Annotated in this window: 13 protein-coding genes and 1 tRNA gene; 5 read left to right on the forward strand and 9 right to left on the reverse strand. The window is 48.4% G+C overall.

Features of this window, described 5'->3' with window-relative positions:
• The first annotated feature begins 27 nt into the window (after window positions 1-27).
• On the forward strand, window positions 28-780 hold the full coding sequence (locus tag ACYVJM_RS23265) for a porin family protein (RefSeq protein ID WP_461150636.1): 753 nt from the start codon (window positions 28-30) through the stop codon (window positions 778-780).
• A gap of 156 nt (window positions 781-936) precedes the next feature.
• Here the strand turns inward: ACYVJM_RS23265 and ACYVJM_RS23270 are convergent, their stop codons facing one another.
• Window positions 937-2,517: an aryl-sulfate sulfotransferase gene (locus tag ACYVJM_RS23270; RefSeq protein ID WP_461150637.1), complete on the reverse strand. Its 1,581-nt coding sequence runs from the start codon at window positions 2,515-2,517 to the stop codon at window positions 937-939.
• A 437-nt stretch (window positions 2,518-2,954) separates the two neighbouring features.
• Here ACYVJM_RS23270 and ACYVJM_RS23275 point away from each other — a divergent pair, with 437 nt between their 5' ends.
• From ACYVJM_RS23275 to ACYVJM_RS23290, 4 genes are all read left to right on the forward strand, one after another.
• Entirely contained in the window at window positions 2,955-3,647 is a 693-nt protein-coding gene (locus ACYVJM_RS23275; RefSeq protein WP_461150638.1) for a hypothetical protein, read from the forward strand.
• A gap of 165 nt (window positions 3,648-3,812) precedes the next feature.
• A tRNA-Cys gene (locus tag ACYVJM_RS23280) sits at window positions 3,813-3,883 on the forward strand.
• A gap of 286 nt (window positions 3,884-4,169) precedes the next feature.
• Window positions 4,170-4,736 carry a hypothetical protein gene (locus ACYVJM_RS23285; protein WP_461150639.1) on the forward strand — a complete coding sequence of 189 codons (567 nt, stop codon included), beginning with the start codon at window positions 4,170-4,172 and terminating at the stop codon, window positions 4,734-4,736.
• Window positions 4,737-5,090: 354 nt separating this feature from the next.
• Window positions 5,091-5,573: an MOSC domain-containing protein gene (locus ACYVJM_RS23290; RefSeq protein ID WP_461150640.1), complete on the forward strand. Its 483-nt coding sequence runs from the start codon at window positions 5,091-5,093 to the stop codon at window positions 5,571-5,573.
• A 21-nt stretch (window positions 5,574-5,594) separates the two neighbouring features.
• Here ACYVJM_RS23290 and ACYVJM_RS23295 read toward each other — a convergent pair whose 3' ends face one another.
• The 8 genes from ACYVJM_RS23295 to ACYVJM_RS23330 form a co-directional block, all read right to left on the reverse strand.
• On the reverse strand, window positions 5,595-6,374 hold the full coding sequence (locus ACYVJM_RS23295) for a peptidase associated/transthyretin-like domain-containing protein (protein ID WP_461150641.1): 780 nt from the start codon (window positions 6,372-6,374) through the stop codon (window positions 5,595-5,597).
• 166 nt (window positions 6,375-6,540) lie between these two features.
• Entirely contained in the window at window positions 6,541-7,203 is a 663-nt protein-coding gene (locus ACYVJM_RS23300; RefSeq protein ID WP_461150642.1) for an HAD family hydrolase, read from the reverse strand.
• Window positions 7,204-7,225: 22 nt separating this feature from the next.
• Window positions 7,226-9,643 carry an endonuclease MutS2 gene (locus ACYVJM_RS23305; protein ID WP_461150643.1) on the reverse strand — a complete coding sequence of 806 codons (2,418 nt, stop codon included), beginning with the start codon at window positions 9,641-9,643 and terminating at the stop codon, window positions 7,226-7,228.
• 101 nt (window positions 9,644-9,744) lie between these two features.
• Window positions 9,745-10,953, reverse strand: coding sequence for an AGE family epimerase/isomerase (locus ACYVJM_RS23310; RefSeq protein WP_461150644.1), 1,209 nt, complete (start codon window positions 10,951-10,953; stop codon window positions 9,745-9,747).
• Between the two features lie 102 nt (window positions 10,954-11,055).
• Window positions 11,056-11,316, reverse strand: a complete 261-nt coding sequence (locus ACYVJM_RS23315) for a hypothetical protein (protein WP_461150645.1) — start codon at window positions 11,314-11,316, stop codon at window positions 11,056-11,058.
• A gap of 125 nt (window positions 11,317-11,441) precedes the next feature.
• Window positions 11,442-13,190 (reverse strand): RagB/SusD family nutrient uptake outer membrane protein, encoded by a 1,749-nt coding sequence (locus ACYVJM_RS23320; RefSeq protein ID WP_461150646.1) that lies wholly within the window; start codon window positions 13,188-13,190, stop codon window positions 11,442-11,444.
• Window positions 13,191-13,203: 13 nt separating this feature from the next.
• Window positions 13,204-16,455, reverse strand: coding sequence for a SusC/RagA family TonB-linked outer membrane protein (locus ACYVJM_RS23325; RefSeq protein WP_461150647.1), 3,252 nt, complete (start codon window positions 16,453-16,455; stop codon window positions 13,204-13,206).
• A 697-nt stretch (window positions 16,456-17,152) separates the two neighbouring features.
• Window positions 17,153-18,901, reverse strand: a complete 1,749-nt coding sequence (locus tag ACYVJM_RS23330) for a RagB/SusD family nutrient uptake outer membrane protein (RefSeq protein WP_461150648.1) — start codon at window positions 18,899-18,901, stop codon at window positions 17,153-17,155.
• Between the last annotated feature and the right edge of the window lie 79 nt (window positions 18,902-18,980).

The raw sequence follows: 18,980 nt of genomic DNA on the forward strand, positions 1-18,980 counted from the left end.
TGCCGTGGCTAACATATTGCCACCTATATGGCTTATATAAAAATGACTTCAAGATTAATGACAATGTGCCTGCTCTTATTGGCATTTCAGCCTCTAAAAGCGCAATTCCGGTTAGATTTAGAAGGAGGCTTAGTGTTCAGTACCAATTATAATGACATCCGGATACCCGGTATTGGTGGGACGCTCATTGATGTAAGTGATCAGCTTACGGTAAAGCCTCAGGTTTTCTACCGGCTTCGGGCAGGTTACACGATTGCAAACAGGCACACAATTTCAGCATTATATGCACCTCTTACCGTAAATTATGACGGGTCATTCGACCAGGATGTCAACTTTAATAAGGTTATCTACCGCAGAAATGAAGATGTAAGCGTGAATTATACGTTCAATTCATATCGATTGACTTATCGGTATGATTTCATTGCAAATAAGCGTTGGCGAGTTGGTGCTGGTCTGACTGCTAAGATCCGTGACGCAGATGTCAGATACAGCAATGCATCAAATGACCAACATTTCAGTAATGTTGGTTTTGTCCCTCTGGTGAACTTTTATGTCGGTTACAAACCAAACGAGCGTTGGACAGCCATATTGGAAGGAGATGCCTTAGCTTCCAAATTTGGCAGGGCTGAAGATATTTTTGCTGGCATATCCTACCACATAAATCCGAATGTCGGTGTAAAGTTAGGCTACCGCGTTGTCGAGGGAGGGGCCAATAATGATCAGATCTATAACTTCACCTGGATTAATTACGCTTCAGGGGGGGTATTGATATCGTTTTAAAGTCTACCTCACTATCTAAACAGCCTGATCTGGGTAATAAAATCTACCCTACAATGTTTGAGGTATCGAGCGCTTTATTACTTTAAAAAGTAACCTGTAACCCGTATAGTAACGAGTTATACGGAAAGCTATGAATCATCGCGATTTCATCTTTGGTCAAGGGTAAGCACTCATTTTTTTTGCCCGGTGGAATCCCCAACCATTAGCTGACGAGATGCTTATCTCAGAAACGACCTGTCTGGTAGCATACTCTATTTCTACGATTTTACCGCCTTTCCCATCACTATTAGCAACCTGATATCCGGGACTGAACACGACATGATTACTCTGGGGAAGATACTGAACACTGCTGACAATGTTGGAGAAGGTTTCGACTCCCCGTTCTTTTCCGTACGTCCATGTCTGCTTGATCGTTTTGTTAATTGGGTCAATTTTATAAGCTACCACTCGGCTATATTTAGATGTCGCATTCTCATTAAATTCCCGTCTCGACCCATTATCAAACAGCAACAGATCACCATTTGGCATGTAGTTGGGATTATGCTGATACCAGGGCCATTCAAAATCAGGGGCTATTGATGTCCCTTCGATAACGGCCATTGATGAAATAGGATCATTATTGCTAGTAAGAGGCTGTAACAGGAACTGAGTTAAGTCTTCCGCCCTGCGATTCGTCGTCCATCCTTTATGGGCAGCCAGAATCCACTTCACATGGTTCGTATAATCTAATTTTACAACGCCCTGTGAACGGCCTGATACGACAATGGTATGATCGGTTGAATCATAAGTGACTGCGTTACCATGAAACCAGTCCGAAGGGCCCTGAAGCCCGTCATCTGATACGGCATATCGAGTCTCATCCAGCGATTCTTTTAAATCCCAGACGGTTGAGATAGTGCCGTCCTGACGATCGATTTCGATCACATAATCTTCAATAGCCGGATTCTCATTTGCATAGGTACTACTGGGTTTAGTGGTCGTAAGCAAGAAGTTTCCATCAGGCTTCTCGCTGACCTCATGATGAAAAAGGTAACCCGATGTCCCCCATTGGTTAATCACCTTCCCGAGTAAGTCAACTTCGTAAATCACGGACGTATTAATGTCGCCAAAAAAGAAATTACCGTTTCTTAGACGCCCAATGCCATCGTCAAAGTTCAAGGTCTTTAATTTTTCATGACTACGGTAATCTAATACCCAACGGATATCGCCATAGGCATCCATCAAATAAGGGGTGGAGGGACTGCCCGTTCCCAATGTACTGTAGTTGCTTACTAAAATCAGACCGGTTGCTACCTTGGTTTCATCAAAACGGGTAACTGTAATGGATTGAGGCATGTTGGGCGGTAGATCGCCTGTCAAAATCGTGATCGTACTTTGAGCAAGCGTATCGCCACCCTCATCGACAATCCTTATGTCAACTAGGTTGGCATAGTTGGGGTAGAGCCCAATTACAGGGACTGAGTGACTAGTGCCTGTGTCAGTAAATAGATGGTCAATTGTAGTCAAGTTGCCATGTTTTCCCCTAACTCGAATAAATGTTCTGCCCACGAGGGGAGTTGAGAAGTTAAGTAGAGCGGCTAGTGGGGTATATCCGTAGGGATTTAAATGAATCGAGTCGGCAGCCACGCTAAAAGTGACAGGAGTGACGGGCGCAGGTGTTTCAGTAAGAGGATGTTGACAACTGTTAAGCGTGAACATGGAAACTAACAGACACAGCCAACCTAGTATGTGTTTCATAAAGTAGTTTTGATTGTTTGCCTAGTCGTTACGTAGTGCAGAAGCAAATCTAAAGGCGTACGGTGAAGGACAAGTATATTTATGAAATTCTTTCTCAAGTGTACTTATACAATCTTAACCCGATCCCGGTTCAGGCGTTTGCAGCGTAGGTAGATTTTATAGTTAAAGGTAGTTCTTGTAAAGTCTGCAGGAAGTAAGATTCCACAAGCTGGACTAACATACAACATACCCAAAAGAAGCTGTTCAATGCAGCATTCCGTAATTATACGCGCCTAAACAGGCAGTTTTCCGCTTTCTTAAGTGGTGACCCTTTTGTTGTTTTACCATCGTGATTCTGCTTCACTAAAGGCAGACTAACAACCCCTTGGCAGGATCTGGTCCTAGGCCAGTTAATCCGAAAAGGGAATCCAATTGGTACCAGCAACTTTGGTCAGGCCATGACTATTATTCCCCTTAGCGAGCCGGCAGCCCTGGCCGTTGCCACAATAGCGATTCACCAGGGACCGATCTTGGTTCAACTGCCCCGGGTGTTCGCCCTGCTGGCAGCGCCTACCCGGAAGGGGGTTCAACAATTAGACGCGACCAAAGTCCGGCTATCGGGTAAGCATTACGGTACGGCTATTGGTAGCTTAGCCAAGTTTGTTGCTCAAGCCCAGACGGACCAGCTACCGGCTGAATTCAACCGGTTTGACCAGTTCAAGACCTTAACCGGTAGCTTTATTCGGGTACGCTTTCACCCCGAAACGATGCAGTCAAGCACCCTTAAAGACGGCACTCATCAGGGCTTGTTACTGGAGGAGGCCTGGCGATCGTTGTTCGAAGGCCTGGAATTATCCTTTGAATCCAATGCGGCCGAACCAATGTGGAATCATCGTAACTACAGCGCCCCTTTGTGTACGAGTTGTAACCTGAGTGGCGATGTTGGCGGATCCATTACTGAGTTTGAGAAAGCTTATCAATTTGGGAAAGCCAGAGCTGTTGGACTCTTCATAACGGCTCGTACAGCCGATGCAGATAAGGGATCGTACCCAGTTTTGGGGTTTTATCCCCATCAAGTGCTTATTCATCGAGAGGGACCTGGTTTGGCGAAAATCAAAGGGACGATTCCCTTAGAGCTTCGAAGTTGGTGACTACGTTTTCCCTAACGCGGCTCAATCTTGAGTAGCTTTGGTACGTGCCTCACCAGGCAACGGATCAAAGTGGACAACTCTTATCGGTGTCGTCGCCGGGCCGCTGTAGCGTCTGATCGGTCCTGCTACTCCCACAGAATTCTTAAAGGCGAAATTTCTTTATCTGGTCCGTTGGCCAAGTGGTAAGGCGCAGCTCTGCAAAAGCTATACCCCCGGTTCGAATCCGGGACGGACCTCTTTATGCACCTGTCGTCCAGTGGCTAGGATAGCGGTGGCTTGATTCCTGATCCGGCAATATACAAGTGGGTGGTTTTGCTATTCCGTAGACCCATTTAGCTCGGTGCAAAAATCTACAGCAGGCTGTAAAAGCAGCTTTTACGTTTCGACAACATTCTTTTACAGGTCATTGACAGGCGATAGAATAGCAGCTTTTAGCTTTATAGCCTAAACTAAAGGCGTAAATCACTTCGCTGGATCTGATTGATCAGGATGTACAACTGTTTTAATTCACCTTATAAAAAAATGAAAAAAATAATTTATGCGCTGATCTTACCGCTGGTTGTGGTAAGCGGACTCGTACTTGCTAATCGTGAAATTAAAAATGAGGTGTCTAAAAAGTCACCCTCAGCCCCCCCCTCCGTTGCTGAAAGGAAAGCGGCATTGAAAAGATGGGAGGCTACCCCTGATGGTATAAAGTACAAAAAATGGGAAGCGTCTCCCAATGGTAAAAAAGTGTTTGCCAGCGAAGCTAAAATAAGGAAGCATTTAAGTGCTTTTACTAATATGGAAGCTGTTGTAACCTCTCTTTCTCTACCACCAGGCTCGCGATTAGGTTTCGGAATGATGGTCAGGATTAATGGGGACGATTACATTCTCAGTTTTGGGTCGGAAAAGTCTGACGGGAATTCTTTGAATGTTAACAATGAATTTCAGCAATTGTGTAGCCTGAACGTTAACGACAAAATAAGTATAAGAAGCCATAGTGTAATGCACGCGCCTAAGTATTCATATCCAATAGTATCGGGCGACTATGTAGAGCGAGACAGTAAGATAATTTATAAGCGGGCTCCTCGAAAAGGCGGTTGCTAAGTAAATTACGAAATACATATAGACTTCAGTCTGAACAGTTGTTTTTTTCGCCTGTGGACAAAACCAAACAGGCGATAAAAAAGTAGTATAAAGTCTCAAAGCAAAGACGTATCCACTTCCGGATGGATTGACTCCAACTAGGAGTATACTGTTTCTATCGGGACATGCAATCCTATTTGGGTGAGTTCTATGGGTTACGCTCTGGTTGATTTGTATGACGACGGGACGGTGGAGAATACCTATGTGAACTAATAACGGGGATTTTAAGGAGATTAAAAGGATTTACAGGATTGAAAATCCTAGCTATTATCGATTAATCTTGTAAATCTTTTCAATCTTCTTGAAATTCCGGTTTTGGACAATATTAAAGACTTATTCAACGTATTTCCCCGCGCTGGTCGCGTGGAGTGGATCGGCATCCGGCCTGTACGACGCGAACCTGTAACGGTTGTCGAGGCAATAGACGTTACTGAAAAAAAAGGGATTCTCGGCGACCACTATAGCGGACAGAGCGGCAATCGTCATGTTACCCTGATTCAGGCGGAACACTTACCCGTGGTGGCCGCGTTGACCGGTCGTGATGTGCTCGATCCGGCTTTAGTCCGACGAAACATCGTCGTGTCGGGCTTGAATCTGCTGGCGCTTAAAGATCAGAAGATCCGGATTGGCGATGCGATTCTTCAGATAACGGGGCAGTGTCATCCCTGTTCTAAAATGGAAACGGCGCTGGGCCCCGGCGGGTACAATGCCATGCGTGGGCATGGTGGTATGACCGCCAAAGTACTGACGGGTGGAAAAATAAGCGTGGGGAAGGAGATTATTGTTGTCCAGCCTTAAGGCAGGCGCGTTGTTACAGACTTACGGTTGCCTGGGGACCCCTGCACCGGGGTCGGCTGATATCCGGCTGGGTCGGTTGAACCCTTTGCCATACCGATTGCGTAATTGCTGGATGGTATTGATCAGGTCGTAATCTTCGGCTTTGAGCAGAAATTCATCGTCTAAATCACAGAAGTCATAAAATCGGTCCACCTCGTCGGGTTTTAGGGTCGTCGACTGCTCAACCAGAAGCCGGAACCGCTCCACGGCTAATGCATGTCGGCGGTCTTGCTGCATAATGTAGTAAGCTTTCCGATCCGACTTGGGCCGTTTGGCGAATAGCTCATAGAGCAAGGTTACGCCCGCACCGTCGGCCAATCGGTCAAATGCCTGCTCGCCGGTAACTTTTTTGGAGGCTGTGGGCTCCTCAAGAACCTGCTGAATTTCCCGCTTTACTTCTTCGTAGCGCTTCCCCTTTACAGTTACCTCAGCCAGATCGACCACCCGGTACGGCATTGGCGGCAGGGCGCGGGCAATGATGGTCGGGTTGTCCGACCCATCATAGCGAATACCCGTGCGGCTATATAACTGGCTGGTTAAAATGAGCGAATCGCCCGGTTGAATAGTCAGAAAAAAACGTCCGTCTGTATTCGTCCGGGCGCGCTGACGGGTTCGCTGGTTGACAACAGTCACCTTATCAACGCCACTTTTTGTCGTCTGGTCGATTACTGTTCCAACCACGTATTTGCCTTGTGCCCGTGCGCCACCCGCCCAGCCTAAAAGACAGATTAGACAAAGGAATAGCTGGGGTTTGATAGGCATTTGGACTTAGACTAAAGTTTTCAGGTGGTAAATATAAAGCAGTAAGTTATAAGTAGCTGACGCCGGGAAAATGCCTTGGTATCACCATCCATTACAACTTGCCACTTATCAACTTACCACGCCAGCCAGTAAATACAAAAATACAGTTTGGCTGCATTTATTGCTGTTAAAAAACCTTAACCAGTTTTTCCAGCCGATCAACGGTCATGTCTGTAAAGTCATGTGCAACGTCGTCAACAAACGGCCACAGTTCGTCGGGCGATTGTGTCGTGGACATACCAACAACAGTGGCACCGGCTGCCTTAGCTGCCTGAATACCCGTCATGGAGTCCTCAAAAATGATGCTTTCCGTTGGTTCTACACCCAGCAGACTCATGGCTTTCTGGTAAATCTCGGGGTCGGGCTTTGGATGGCTTACCATACTTTCGTTCAGCAGGACATCAAAATAAGACCGGATGCCAAGTGCGTCCATCACAAAGTCGAGGTTTTCGACCGGGGCTGATGTGGCTACTGCCGTACGAATATTGGCAGCTTTCAGCGATTGCAGAAAGGGAATCAGGCCTGCAACAGGCGTAATATCGTGCTCGTACAATTCCCGGAATAGCGCTTCCTTTTCGTGCGCCAGCCGTTTCGCTTCGTCGGGGCTGAGGGCTTGTCCGGCGAAAAGATGACCTAAAATGTCATTGTTATGCTTACCCGATACATGTTGCACAAAATCTTCATCACTCAGCGTTTTGCCGTAGCGCTGGTAATATTCGCGCCAGGCGATGCGGTGATGCGGGTTTGTGTCAACAATAACCCCGTCCATGTCAAAAATTACTGCTTTCATCTAATAAAGGTTTTGGGTAAGCTTATTTCATTCTCACAATTGTAACCCCGGCACCACCCCGGTCGGCGTGTTCGTCTTCCATCTTACCCACCTGCTTATAGCCGCGTAGGTGATTGCGAACGAGGGTTCTCAGAATACCATCGCCTTTACCATGCACGATGCGCAGTTCCGGGTAGCCGAGCATCAGGGCGTCATCGAAAAAGCGGTCCACTTCACCAATGGCTTCTTCCCCGCGCTTCCCCCGGATGTCGAGATTGAAACTGAAGTTCTGCATCTTCTCGTTCATATCGACACCCTGGCTGCGCGGGCGATCATCCCGAACATCGGTTGCTTCTTTGAACGTCTTCTTGCTGACTTTTTCGAGCCGATTTAATTTTACATTCGATTTAAGATCGCCAATACGGATTTCAGCGTCTTTACCCCGCAAGGCCAGCACCTGGCCAATCGTATTCTGACCTGCTATCCGAACATAACTCCCAACCGAAATGGCTCCGCCGTCTTTCTCGAACTCTTCTTCGGGTTGTTTTGGTGTTTCCAGAACGATGGGTTCAGGTTTCAGTTCTTTTTGCTCGAACCGTTCCAGTTCCTGCCGAACCTGTTTTGTCGTTTCGCGTTCCGCCTTGTTCTCCTTGATTTCACGAATGGTGTTCTCAATACGCTGGTTGGCTTCCTGAACGAGAGTTTTCGCTTTCTGTTTAGCGTCGTTAACGATCTTTTTCTGGTCGTTATCTAGGCGTTCTTTCAGCGCTGTATATTCAGCGAGTTGCTGGGCCAGTTTACGCTGGTTGATACCGATCTCGATATTTTTCTCCGAAAAAACGCGCTTTTCAATGTCCAGCTCTTTCAGCAACTTTTCGAAATTGACCTGCTGCGTACCCAGTTTGTCCTTCGCCCGGTCTATTACACCTTTGGGCAGGCCAATTTTCTGCGCGATCTCAAAAGCAAATGATGAACCCGGCTGACCGATTTCCAGCTTATAAAGCGGTTCCAGATGCTCACCGTCGAAACGCATGGCTCCGTTGATCAGACCCGCCGTTTTATCGGCCATCACCTTTAGATTCGTGTAGTGCGTGTTAACGACTCCATACGCCCCCGATTTATTGAGGTCTTCCAGAATCGATTCGGCAATAGCCCCCCCAAGGCCCGGCTCCGTACCCGTTCCAAATTCATCGATCAGGAAGAGGGTGCGCTTATTGGCACCGATCAGGAACTGCTTCATCGCCGTTAAGTGCGAGGAGTACGTACTTAAGTCGTTCTCCAGCGATTGCTCATCACCGATGTCGATGAAGAGGTTCTGGAAAATGCCCATTTCCGAATAGTCGGCCATGGGCACCAGCAGGCCGCATTGAAGCATGTACTGAATGAGGCCAAGGGTTTTCAGCGATACCGACTTACCTCCGGCGTTCGGGCCTGATATAATGAGGATTCGGGCCTTTTCGTCCAGCTTTACGCTAAGTGGAATCACCGTCTTCCCCTGTTTCGAAAACGATAGGTAAAGCAACGGGTGGCGCGCAATGGTCCAGTTTATAAACGGGCGTTCGTGCAGTTTAGGCATGATAGCGTCCAGCTGAACCGCCAGTTTGGCCTTGGCGCGGATGAAGTCGATTTGGGCCAGAAAGTTAATAGCTTTCTTCAGATCGTCCAGGTGAGGGCGAATCTGGTCGGTGAGGGCGAGGAGAATCCGGTAAATTTCGCGTCGTTCTTCGTACTCCAGTTCGCGTATTTCGTTGTTGGCGTCGAATACTTCGGCCGGTTCCAGGAATACGGTTTGCCCGGTCTGGGATTCGTCGTGGACAAACCCTTTGATCTTTCGTTTGTGTTCGGCGGCAATCGGAATCACGAGCCGCCCTCCGCGCACTGTCAGCGACAGGTCGTCGGGAATCCAGCCGTTTTGCCGGGCCTGCCGCAGAATGCTGTCCAGCCGTTTGCGGAGGTTAGCCTGTTCGCCAATAATACGCCGACGGATGCTTGCCAGCTCCGGCGAGGCCGAATCCCGGATGTTGCCCCGGTCGTCGACAACGCGTTCGAGTGCATCCGTCAACTTTTTATCCACACCGATCGGGCCGGCCAGTTCGCGCAGAAAGGGGAAATTATTGTCTTCTTCCCGCTTGGATAAAAAGCGCAGACAGTCCTGAATGGTCCGCAACGCGAGTTTCAGGTCGAAAAATTCGGCTTCGGTCAGGGCTAGTCCCTCTACGCGTGCCCGGTTCAGGTGCGGACGAACATCGATGTAGTTGCTCGTCGGGAAGTCCGGTTCGTATTGAACGATCTGCTTGAATTCGGTCGTTTGCCGAAGCAGTTTATCAATGAGCTGGACGTTATCGGTAAAGCGAATCTTCTCGACGTAGTCCTGCCCCAGTGGACTGACACAGGCCTCTTTGAGTCGTTCGCGGATGGTATCGAAACCTAGCTTGTTTTCTAAGGTATTGGGATAAAGCATTAAGTAGTAAGCTCCGATATGCCGGAGCAGCAAAGAGTTCTATATAAGCAAGGTGTAAATGCTGTACATAGATAACAGTAGGGGAGGGCACTGGGTTCGTTCTATCCATGCAGATGCTCCAGTCGCTCCAGCATTTCAAGACAGGCACGGCTGTTGTGATAAGGACACTTCCACATACTGATTTTATCTTTCCCTACTACCTGATGATCGCCGGTAACGCCCATGTACCATTCGCCGTTCTGGCGATCGAGTAAGTACTTCCTGGTGAACTCCCAGCTTTTTACGGACTTATCCAGAAACGGCTTCTCGTGTGTGAGCTGGTAAGCATTCATGAATCCGACCATAGCTTCGGCCAGTACCCACCACGATCGTTCTTTATTCAGGTGGCCGTCGGGCTCCAGCTCGTAGTTCATACCGCCGTCGGTAGGGTCGTAGCCGGTGGATGCGGCTCGCGCCATTTTCACCCCAATGTGCTGAAAGGCTTTTTGCAACGGCTTGTCCGATGGATTTTTGGCGGCCAGCAGGTCAGCGGCTTCGGGGAGCAACCAGGAGGCTTCAATGTCGTGACCGTAGGAAACGGCCGTTCGCCGGACTTTCCAGTTCATGTCCATGAACAGATTCATCCGGTAGGTTGTCGGGTCGATGATATGGATTTGAAACATGTGCAGCATGCCGCGCATCTGCTCAGCCACGGATTTGTCCGGCCAGACGTGATACAAACACGTGAACGACTCCAGAATGTGGAGGTGCGTGTTCATCGTCTTTATCTCCTGGTTGTCGTACTTGCTGATGATATAGTCTTTAGCCGGCGACCAGTCGCGGGCGAGGGCTTCTACGTACCCGCCTTTTCTGGGGTCATAAGCATGCTTAACCATATGCTGGAATACGTCTTTAGCCAGGGCGAGCGCGGGCGCCGATTTAGTAGCACGAACATATTCGCTCAAGCCATATAGTGTGAAAGCCTGTCCATACAGGTGCTTAAGCGTGTTTTTTGGTTGCCCCAAGGCATCCACCGACCAGTAGATGCCGCCGTATTCGGGATCGACGAAGTATTTCTGAATATACTGAAAAGCTTTATCGGCAATGGGGCGATATTCTTCGTGCTGCGTATGCCGAAGGGCTGCCGAAAATGTCCACAAGATGCGGGCGTTCAGTACAATACCTTTTTCGGCATTGGGATCGGGTTGATTCTGGTAGTTAACCCGGCCGTAAAAACCGCCATGTTCAGGATCGGGGGCGTAGCGGGTCCAGTAAGCGAGTATGTCTTTGTGTTCCTGACGCAGTTCGGCGCGAAGTTGCTTTAAGTCCATTACGATCAATGATGAGTTATGAATGACGAAAGGTTGGTGGGTCTATCAATAGAATCCATTGTCCATCATCATCCATAATTCATCATTCATCCTTTTCTACTGTTATTTCCGGCTGCCATTCCGACTGCTGCTATGCCCTGAGTGGCCGTGGCCTCCGCGTTCTTCAGCAAGTTCGTTTACGCTCTTTGCGTCAATATCATGATTCTCTTCTTCGCGCTGTACACTCTTGTCTGAATCCGACATCGACCGTTCTCCATTCGGGCGGTCTTTTCCGGTGTCGTGCGCTTCGTAGTTACGGGTTCGATCGTGATTTGCCTGTAAATCCTTTGAACCCGGCTGGTCTGTGGTTTTGTGATTTGCCATGATAAATCTCTATTTGTTGAGTAGACTTTTAACGTGCGGGCGATAAAAATGTTTACGACAAAAAAGCCCGATCTACTGTGCAGATCGGGCTTTTCGTATTGGGATTAACTCAGTAAGCAATTGGCTTAGTAGCCTGGGTTCTGCTTCAGGATATCTTTACCCTGAATATCGATTTGCGCCTGAGGAATGGGCAGGTACTCATCTTTTCCGGCTGTAAATTTAGCTCCTCCCAAGGCTGTTGGAAGCCTGGCCGACGCGCCTTCATATTGAAGGTATGCGTTCAGCACAGGGGCAGCGACTCCCCAGCGTACGAGGTCGAAGAAACGGTGTCCTTCATCGCCTAGCTCTAAACGACGCTCGAACCGAAGTGCCGTTGTTGCGGATGTTTTCGACGCAAACACCGAGGCTGGATACTCCGAGATGACGTAGTTAGCCGCCGGTGTTCCATTAGCCCGCTTAACAAAGCCATCCGGATTGGCAGCCCGTTTCCGTACCATGTTTACGTAATCCCGTGCTTTTGCTAATGAACCCGCTTCGATTTCGGCTTCAGCCGCCATCAGCAATACGTCAGCAAAACGAATGATCGGGAAGTTAAGCGCCGTATAGCCTGGTGTCCAGGAACTGTTGTCTTGCAGCGAACCACGGTCCGACTTGTAGTAGGTGAACTTCTTAGGTGAGTAAGGGCCACCGCTGGTTTGCAGACGAATCCAGTCGGCACCTGGGTGATCCTGCCAGTCGAGGTACGGAATACCACGCCGACCCACAGCGTGGTCGAGTCGAGGATCGAGGTTACCTGCATCGGGTGTGAATGGATCTTTACTCAGGATATTCATATCGTTTTTCACCTGGTTGGCACCGGAGTTATACGAGTTGTCGAGCAAAGGCAGTCCAGTGGCATCGGTACGGAACGAGTTTACGTACTCGAAGCTTGGCTGGTTGAATCCGCAGCAGTTTCCTGGTCCGTTCGGTCCGGTGTTGTATGGGTAGTTCAGATCGAACTCCGGGTTAGCATTATTGACGTTGCCGGTATTTGCAGCCGCCTGAATCGCGAATACAGATTCTTCGTTGTTGTCATTCGTGGCTCTGTACAGATCAGCGTACTTGGCTACCAGACCATATTTTTTACCGTTAGACGTTTTACCATTGGCAATGATAAGATCATACAAGGTTTTGGCTTCCAAAAACTTTTTCTGATACATATATGTCTTAGCCAATTGCGCGGCAGCTGCCCATTTATTTACCCGGCCCACCGCCGATTGTGTTTCCGGAAGGTTTTCGTAGGCAAACTTAATGTCGGCTTCAATCTTCGGCCACAGGTCCGTATTGTTCGGTACTTTTTCGATCCCTGTGCCGTAGTCTACCGTTTCATCAATGTACGGGGCCATGTTATAAAGCCGCTTCAGATCGAAGTAGTAGAGGCCACGTAGGAAACGCGTTTCGGCAGTGATACGGATTTTATCGGCGGCAGATACATCGGAGCCAGCCGTAGCTAAAAGCCGCAGGGTTGAATTCGCGCGTGAAATACCTTCATATTTCCGGGCCCATGTACCGGCAACATCACCCGTTGGGATCGTCTCGAAGCGTTGTATGGGTACAAAGTTTGTACCGTCGCCAAAGTCGGTGCCTTTATTGGCATCGCCACCCCGTATGCCACCCCAAACCCAGTTGGCAAACGAAGCATTCCGGTCTCCCCGGCCATTGAGCAGTGAGTAAACAGAGACCAGAGAGCCTTCAATGGCTGCTTTGGTATTAAGCTGGGCAACACTCAATTGCCCCGTTACGGGTACCTCCAGGAAGGTATCCTTACAGGCAACTCCCACCAGCGATATCGCTGCGGTAGAGCCAAGAATGAGAACTTGTTTTTTAAGATTCATTTGATGTTTTTGATTAGAAGCCAATGCTCAAACCGCCTGTGAACTGCCGCGTTAAGGGATAGTTACCTACATCGATACCGAAGTTAGTATCGGCGTTACCACCTACACCCGGATCAATGCCCGAGTATTTGGTGATCGTTAACAAGTTATTGGTTGAAGCAAATACCCGAACGCGCTGCAGCTTCAGGCGATTTAGAAGCGATGCAGGGAAGTTGTACCCGATCGAGAAGTTTTGTAGCCGGAAGTACGAGCCGTCTTCTACGTAGTAGGAGTTCGACTGTCCATTGGTGCTAAAGTTAGCTGCCGATTCGAAAATGGGTACAGTTGCGTTTGGATTCGGGTTGGTTGGCAGCCACGAATCTTTTACGCGGGCACTGATAGCCGCACCGGCAAACGAGGGGTAGAAATCAGTGAACCACTTCGATACGTTGAAGATTTTGTTACCAATCGAGGTGTAGGCATAGGTTTCAACATCGAAGCCTTTGTAGGTAAATCGCAGGTTTAAGCCACCCGTGAATTTTGGAACAGGGCTACCCAGGAACGTCCGGTCATCAGCATCAATTTTGCCGTCGCCATTAATATCGGCAAAGCGGAAACGACCCGGAGCCGCTCCGTCCTGTTTGGGAGCCGCAGCAACTTCCTCTTTGCTCTGGAATAGACCTATCGTCTGGTATCCGTAGAAGGACGAGATGGAATAGCCCAACTGGTTTCGGATCGGGTTAATACCACGGAAACCTGGGTTTACGCTGGTCAGATACGTCAGGCCGGGAGCCAGGTAGACAATCTTATTGCTGAGAACACTGGCTGTTACGTTGGCTTCGTAGCCTACTTCACCGCCAATTTTTCCTCTGTTGATAATCTGAAGGTCAATCCCTTTGTTACGCATTTGCCCGATGTTTACGGATGGCGCAGCCGCGTAGTTACCAATTACGTCAGGAATTGGCACAGGAAAGAGCAAGTCTTTCGTGTCTTTTTGCCAAAGGTCTAAAATAACATCCAGCTTACCGTTGAAGAACGTACCATCTAAACCAATGTTGGTTGTAATGGAGCTTTCCCATTTGGCCGAGGGGTTACCGATACGTGACCGATAATAGCCGTCTACCGTACTGGAGTTGCTGCCGTTGATGTCGTAGGCTGAGTTACCCAGGTTGGCTGTGTACAGGTTGAACTGGTTGTTTGGGTCCACGTTGTTTGAGTTACCCATGATACCGTAACCACCCCGGATTTTCAGGTCGCTAACCCAAGGCAGGTTTTTCATGAACTCTTCACCCGAGATACGCCAGGCTACCGAACCAGCCGGGAACACACCATAGCGGTTTTGCGCACCAAAGCGGCTCGAACCATCTCTCCGTACAAGACCCGTTACAATATACTTATCGTTGAACGAGTAGTTGGCCCGGCTAAAGAGGGAGTAGAAGTTAACCCCCAGGCCATAACCACTACCCACTGTCCGGCCCGTTGAGGATACCGTGTTCAGGGTGATAAAGTTAGGGTCGAATGAGAATGGATTTTGTCCATTACCCGACATGTTACGACCTACACCTGTGTTAAGGGCTTCCTGACCGAGTAATACATCGAGTTTATGCAATCCAAACTGACGCTTGTAGTTCGCGGTATTGGTGAATACATACGAATAATTGTAGCTGGCATTTTCATTGTAACTCGTTGCCGAGTTATTTTCCGAGTTCTCGTACTGGATCCGGCCATAGCTCACACCATAGTTGTTGTTGATCTGACCACCGATGCTGGTACGCAACGTCAATCCATCAATCGGCTCATATTCGGCATAGACGTTACCAAAACCATTGATGCTGAAGTTGTTGTTGTTCGCCTGGCCCAAACGGCTGGCAACCGGGTTACGCGGGTTGTTAAACCCTTTTGCAGCTGTACCGGCATAGCCACCAAATTCGTCGTAGATCGGAATGATGGAAGGCATACGGTAGGCTAAGTTGAAGTCGTTTTCATCCGCAGCAACACCCTGTCCACCCGCAGCACCACCCTGACCCCGAATTGAGAGGTAGGTAAACTGAAGGTTTTCGCCGATCCGAACACGCTTGGAGAGGTTAAATTCGCTGTTAGCCCGGAAGGTGTACCGCTTGAAGTCGTTCTCAAGCAAAATACCCTGTTGGGTTTGTGCGCTCATACCAATGTAAAAACGGCTGTTCTCACTGCCACCTGAAAAACCCAGCGAATGACGTTGAAGAGCTGCCTGACGTGTAATGGCTTTGAACCAGTCGGTTCCTGCCTTGTTAGCACGCACTACCTGATAAATAGCACCTGCTGTTGGATCAACATTGTATTTGAGTCTTTCTGCCGCTAGATCAATGTTACCCGTAACACCAGCCTGGCCTCCAACATTGATATAATCGGGGATGACCGGAGTGCTGCCCGTGCCAAACTGCGGATGGCTATAAATAGGCGTAGTGCCGTTTTGATAGGCTGTGTTCCGGTACTGCTGCCAGGTCCAGTCGGCAAACTCAGTTGGATTCAGGTTGTTAGGTCCTTTACCCGGATCCGTTACACCATATTGACCATCGTAGGTAATGCTTAGCCGTTTAGCCGTTTTCGACCCTTTTTTCGTGGTATAAACAATTACACCATTGGCGGCACGCGCTCCATAAATAGACGCCGAAGCCGCATCTTTCAGTACCGTCGTGGTTTCAATGTCGTCGGGAGCCAGGAAGTTAGTAGAGCCAACGGGCACACCGTCAACGACATACAGAGGTTCGTTACCACCAAAGGCACCAAATCCACGAATACGCACCTGACTGGCGGTTCCGGGTTGTCCATTGGTAATTACTGTTAAACCAGAAACGCGGCCCTGAAGCTGTTGCTCAACGTTACCCGAGGGTACAGCCGTTAGCGCACGTGCCTTTACCGTCGAAACAGCACCGGTATTGTCGCGCTTACTGTCTGTGGTATAACCTGTCACGATTACCTCGTTCAGCGCCGTAGCATCGTCTTCGAGTTTGAGGTTAACAGCGGTACGGTTCCCCACTGCAATTTCTTGCGTTTTGAAGCCAATAGCCGATACGACCAGTACCGGGTTAGCACCCCGGATATTCAGCGAAAAGTCGCCGTTGGCATCCGTCGCAGTACCGGTTTGTGTTCCTTTCAGAACAACGTTGGCCCCTGGTACCGGGCCATCAGTACCCGTAATTTTACCCGTCACACGACGGTCTTGGGCAGAGGCTGATAAGCCCCAAAGCAGTAGTACTGCGCCCAGAAAAGCGGTCTGCAGGAACCTGTAGAGCGATGCTTTCATGAAGATTAGGTTGGTTAAAAATTTGGTTAAACGCATCAATATTAAGTAATGCAAATTGTATTTCAAAAAGAAATAGTAACAATAAACTCATCTTGCACTTGATATAGGAAAATAAAATAACAATAAATTTATATTTGATTTTTAAGTAAATAGCTGAATATTAATTGATTAACTTTTTTTGTCAATTTGTGCATCTAAAATTGCTTATATTTATTTTATTGAGTATTTATATTTTAATAAATGTGAAATTATACTCATTATGAGTATTAATACAGTTTATGTTAAGTATTTACCGGATATATAACTCTTAATATAATTTAATATATCTTCTAGATAGTTACAACTGTATGCTTTTATAAGGATACTATATTCCTACTTTTTTTGTACTAATTTTTGTGTATACGGGTAGTAATTCAGCTTTAAGTTAGGGTGTTGTTCACCCTGTAATCGAACTATACTTTTTCCATCGAACCTATAAAGGGTACTGTATCGGTAAACAGTGCAGGGTGTCCCGGCAAGGGTGTAATTTTGTTCGCTTCAGTAATGAAACTGGTCGGCGGCAATTCGGCATCATGGTCTTCGCTCGCAGTTTTTCTGTAAAGGTTCGGAGCGCGTCTGGAAAATAGTTCTATAACAGAAAAAGGCCGATCTGCTTAGCAGATCGGCCTTTTTCTGTTATAGAACCTAAGCAGTTGGCTTAGTATCCGGGATTTTGTTTGAAGACCCCTTTCTGCAAGTCCATCTGAACTTGTGGGATTGGGAAATACTCGTCTTTACCGGCAGTGAACTTGGCACCGGCATACCCTAATGGCAGCTTCTGGCTTTCATAGCTCAGGAAAGCATTCAGCACAGGTGCTGCCACTCCCCAACGCACAAGGTCATAGAAACGGTGACCTTCTCCCGACAATTCAAGCTTCCGTTCAAACCGAACAGCGGCTAAAGCTGCGTCCTTGCTTGCGAAGGGAGTTGTGTAGGTGCTGATCACATAGTTAGCCGCATTCTTGCCATCCGATGTTTTAACCCAGGTATCGGCGTTAGCCGCTCTGGTTCTGACCCGGTTGATGTAGCCACGGGCTACTTCCAGACTGCCTGCTTCGATTTCGGCTTCAGCCGCCATTAGCAATACATCGGCAAAACGAATGATGTTGTAGTTAATAGCCGAGTAACCATCCGTCCAGGAACTACCATCCGTCAGGGTTTTATCCTGAGACCGGTAAAAGACAAACTTCTTGGGAGAGAATGGACCTGCATAACTCTGATCGCGAATCCAGTCCAGACCTGGGTGAACCATCCAGTCGAGATAAGGAATGCCACGGCGTCCAATTGACCAGTCAAGGCGAGGATCGACAGGACCTGCATCGGGAGTGAAGGCGGCTTTCGAATCGATACCCTGATCATTTTTCAGTTGGTTAGCTCCGCTGTTGTAAGAGCCATCCAGTAAAGGTAGACCGTTGGCGTTAACCCGGAACGAGTTAGCTAACTCAAAGCTTGGTGCAAAGAAACCGCAGCAACCGGCGGGACCGTTCGACCCTGTATTGTAAGGGAAGTTCAAATCCAACTCCTGGGCCGAATTGGCTACATCGCCCGTGTTAACGGCCGCCTGAATCGCAAATACCGACTCTTCACTGTTATCTTTTGCCGCGTTGAAAACGTCCGTGTAGTTGGTTACCAAGCCGTATTTCTTACCATTCGTAGTTGTACCGTTGGCAATTACCTGATCGAACAGCGGTTTAGCCGCCGTATAGTTCTTTTCGTACAGGTATGTCTTGGCCAGATAAGCCATAGCAGCCCATTTGTTGGCCCGGCCGGCCGCAGCTTGGGTTTCGGGTAAATTGTCCTGAGCGAATTTGAAATCTGCCTCAATTTTTGGCCAGATGTCTACATCGTTTTTAACCAGCTCAATACCCGTTCCATAATCCAGCGTTTCATCTACATAGGGAACCATGTTGAACGATCGCTTCAGCTCAAAATAGTAATGTCCGCGCAGAAAGCGAGCCTCGGCAGCTAACCGTTTTTTGTCGGCGTCCGATACATCAGCGCTTGCTGAAGGCAACGTCCGCAGAACGGCATTGGCCCGGCTGATGCCTTCATACATGCCACGCCACTTATCGTTGATATCACCATTTGTAGGTAATATTTCGTAGCGCTGGAAGGTCGAGAAATTGGTGTTACCACCGCCATCGCCGGAGTTGGAGCCTTTGTTGGCTTCACCGCCCGAAACGCTGCCCCGTACCCAGTTATAAGAACTGGTAGCGCGGGAAAAGCCCCGGCCGTTCAATTGTGCATAAGAGGAGAGAAGGATACCTTCCAGTCCGGCTTTGGATGTTAACTGGTTGCTGGCCAACTGTCCGGTTGCCGGTACATCCAGGAATTTGTCTTTACAGGCAAACGCAACCATTGTTAGTACCAATGTTACGATTGTGCCCTTTAAAATGGTTTTTTTCATGATTTGACTTACCTACGATTAGATAATGTTTCATTAGAGCCGTGAGTTTGAGTGGTCAAACTCACGGCTGATCCGTTGT

The organism is Spirosoma pulveris, assembly GCF_054781875.1.

What these genes read in the sequence shown, in the direction of transcription:
- ACYVJM_RS23265 (WP_461150636.1), top strand. Translation starts at nt 28, where the DNA reads ATGGCTTATATAAAAATGACTTCAAGATTAATGACAATGTGCCTGCTC.
- ACYVJM_RS23320 (WP_461150646.1), bottom strand. Translation starts at nt 13,190, where the DNA reads ATGAATCTTAAAAAACAAGTTCTCATTCTTGGCTCTACCGCAGCGATA.
- ACYVJM_RS23295 (WP_461150641.1), bottom strand. Translation starts at nt 6,374, where the DNA reads ATGCCTATCAAACCCCAGCTATTCCTTTGTCTAATCTGTCTTTTAGGC.
- ACYVJM_RS23310 (WP_461150644.1), bottom strand. Translation starts at nt 10,953, where the DNA reads ATGGACTTAAAGCAACTTCGCGCCGAACTGCGTCAGGAACACAAAGAC.
- ACYVJM_RS23315 (WP_461150645.1), bottom strand. Translation starts at nt 11,316, where the DNA reads ATGGCAAATCACAAAACCACAGACCAGCCGGGTTCAAAGGATTTACAG.
- ACYVJM_RS23270 (WP_461150637.1), bottom strand. Translation starts at nt 2,517, where the DNA reads ATGAAACACATACTAGGTTGGCTGTGTCTGTTAGTTTCCATGTTCACG.
- ACYVJM_RS23285 (WP_461150639.1), top strand. Translation starts at nt 4,170, where the DNA reads ATGAAAAAAATAATTTATGCGCTGATCTTACCGCTGGTTGTGGTAAGC.
- ACYVJM_RS23325 (WP_461150647.1), bottom strand. Translation starts at nt 16,455, where the DNA reads ATGAAAGCATCGCTCTACAGGTTCCTGCAGACCGCTTTTCTGGGCGCA.
- ACYVJM_RS23275 (WP_461150638.1), top strand. Translation starts at nt 2,955, where the DNA reads ATGACTATTATTCCCCTTAGCGAGCCGGCAGCCCTGGCCGTTGCCACA.
- ACYVJM_RS23330 (WP_461150648.1), bottom strand. Translation starts at nt 18,901, where the DNA reads ATGAAAAAAACCATTTTAAAGGGCACAATCGTAACATTGGTACTAACA.
- ACYVJM_RS23300 (WP_461150642.1), bottom strand. Translation starts at nt 7,203, where the DNA reads ATGAAAGCAGTAATTTTTGACATGGACGGGGTTATTGTTGACACAAAC.
- ACYVJM_RS23305 (WP_461150643.1), bottom strand. Translation starts at nt 9,643, where the DNA reads ATGCTTTATCCCAATACCTTAGAAAACAAGCTAGGTTTCGATACCATC.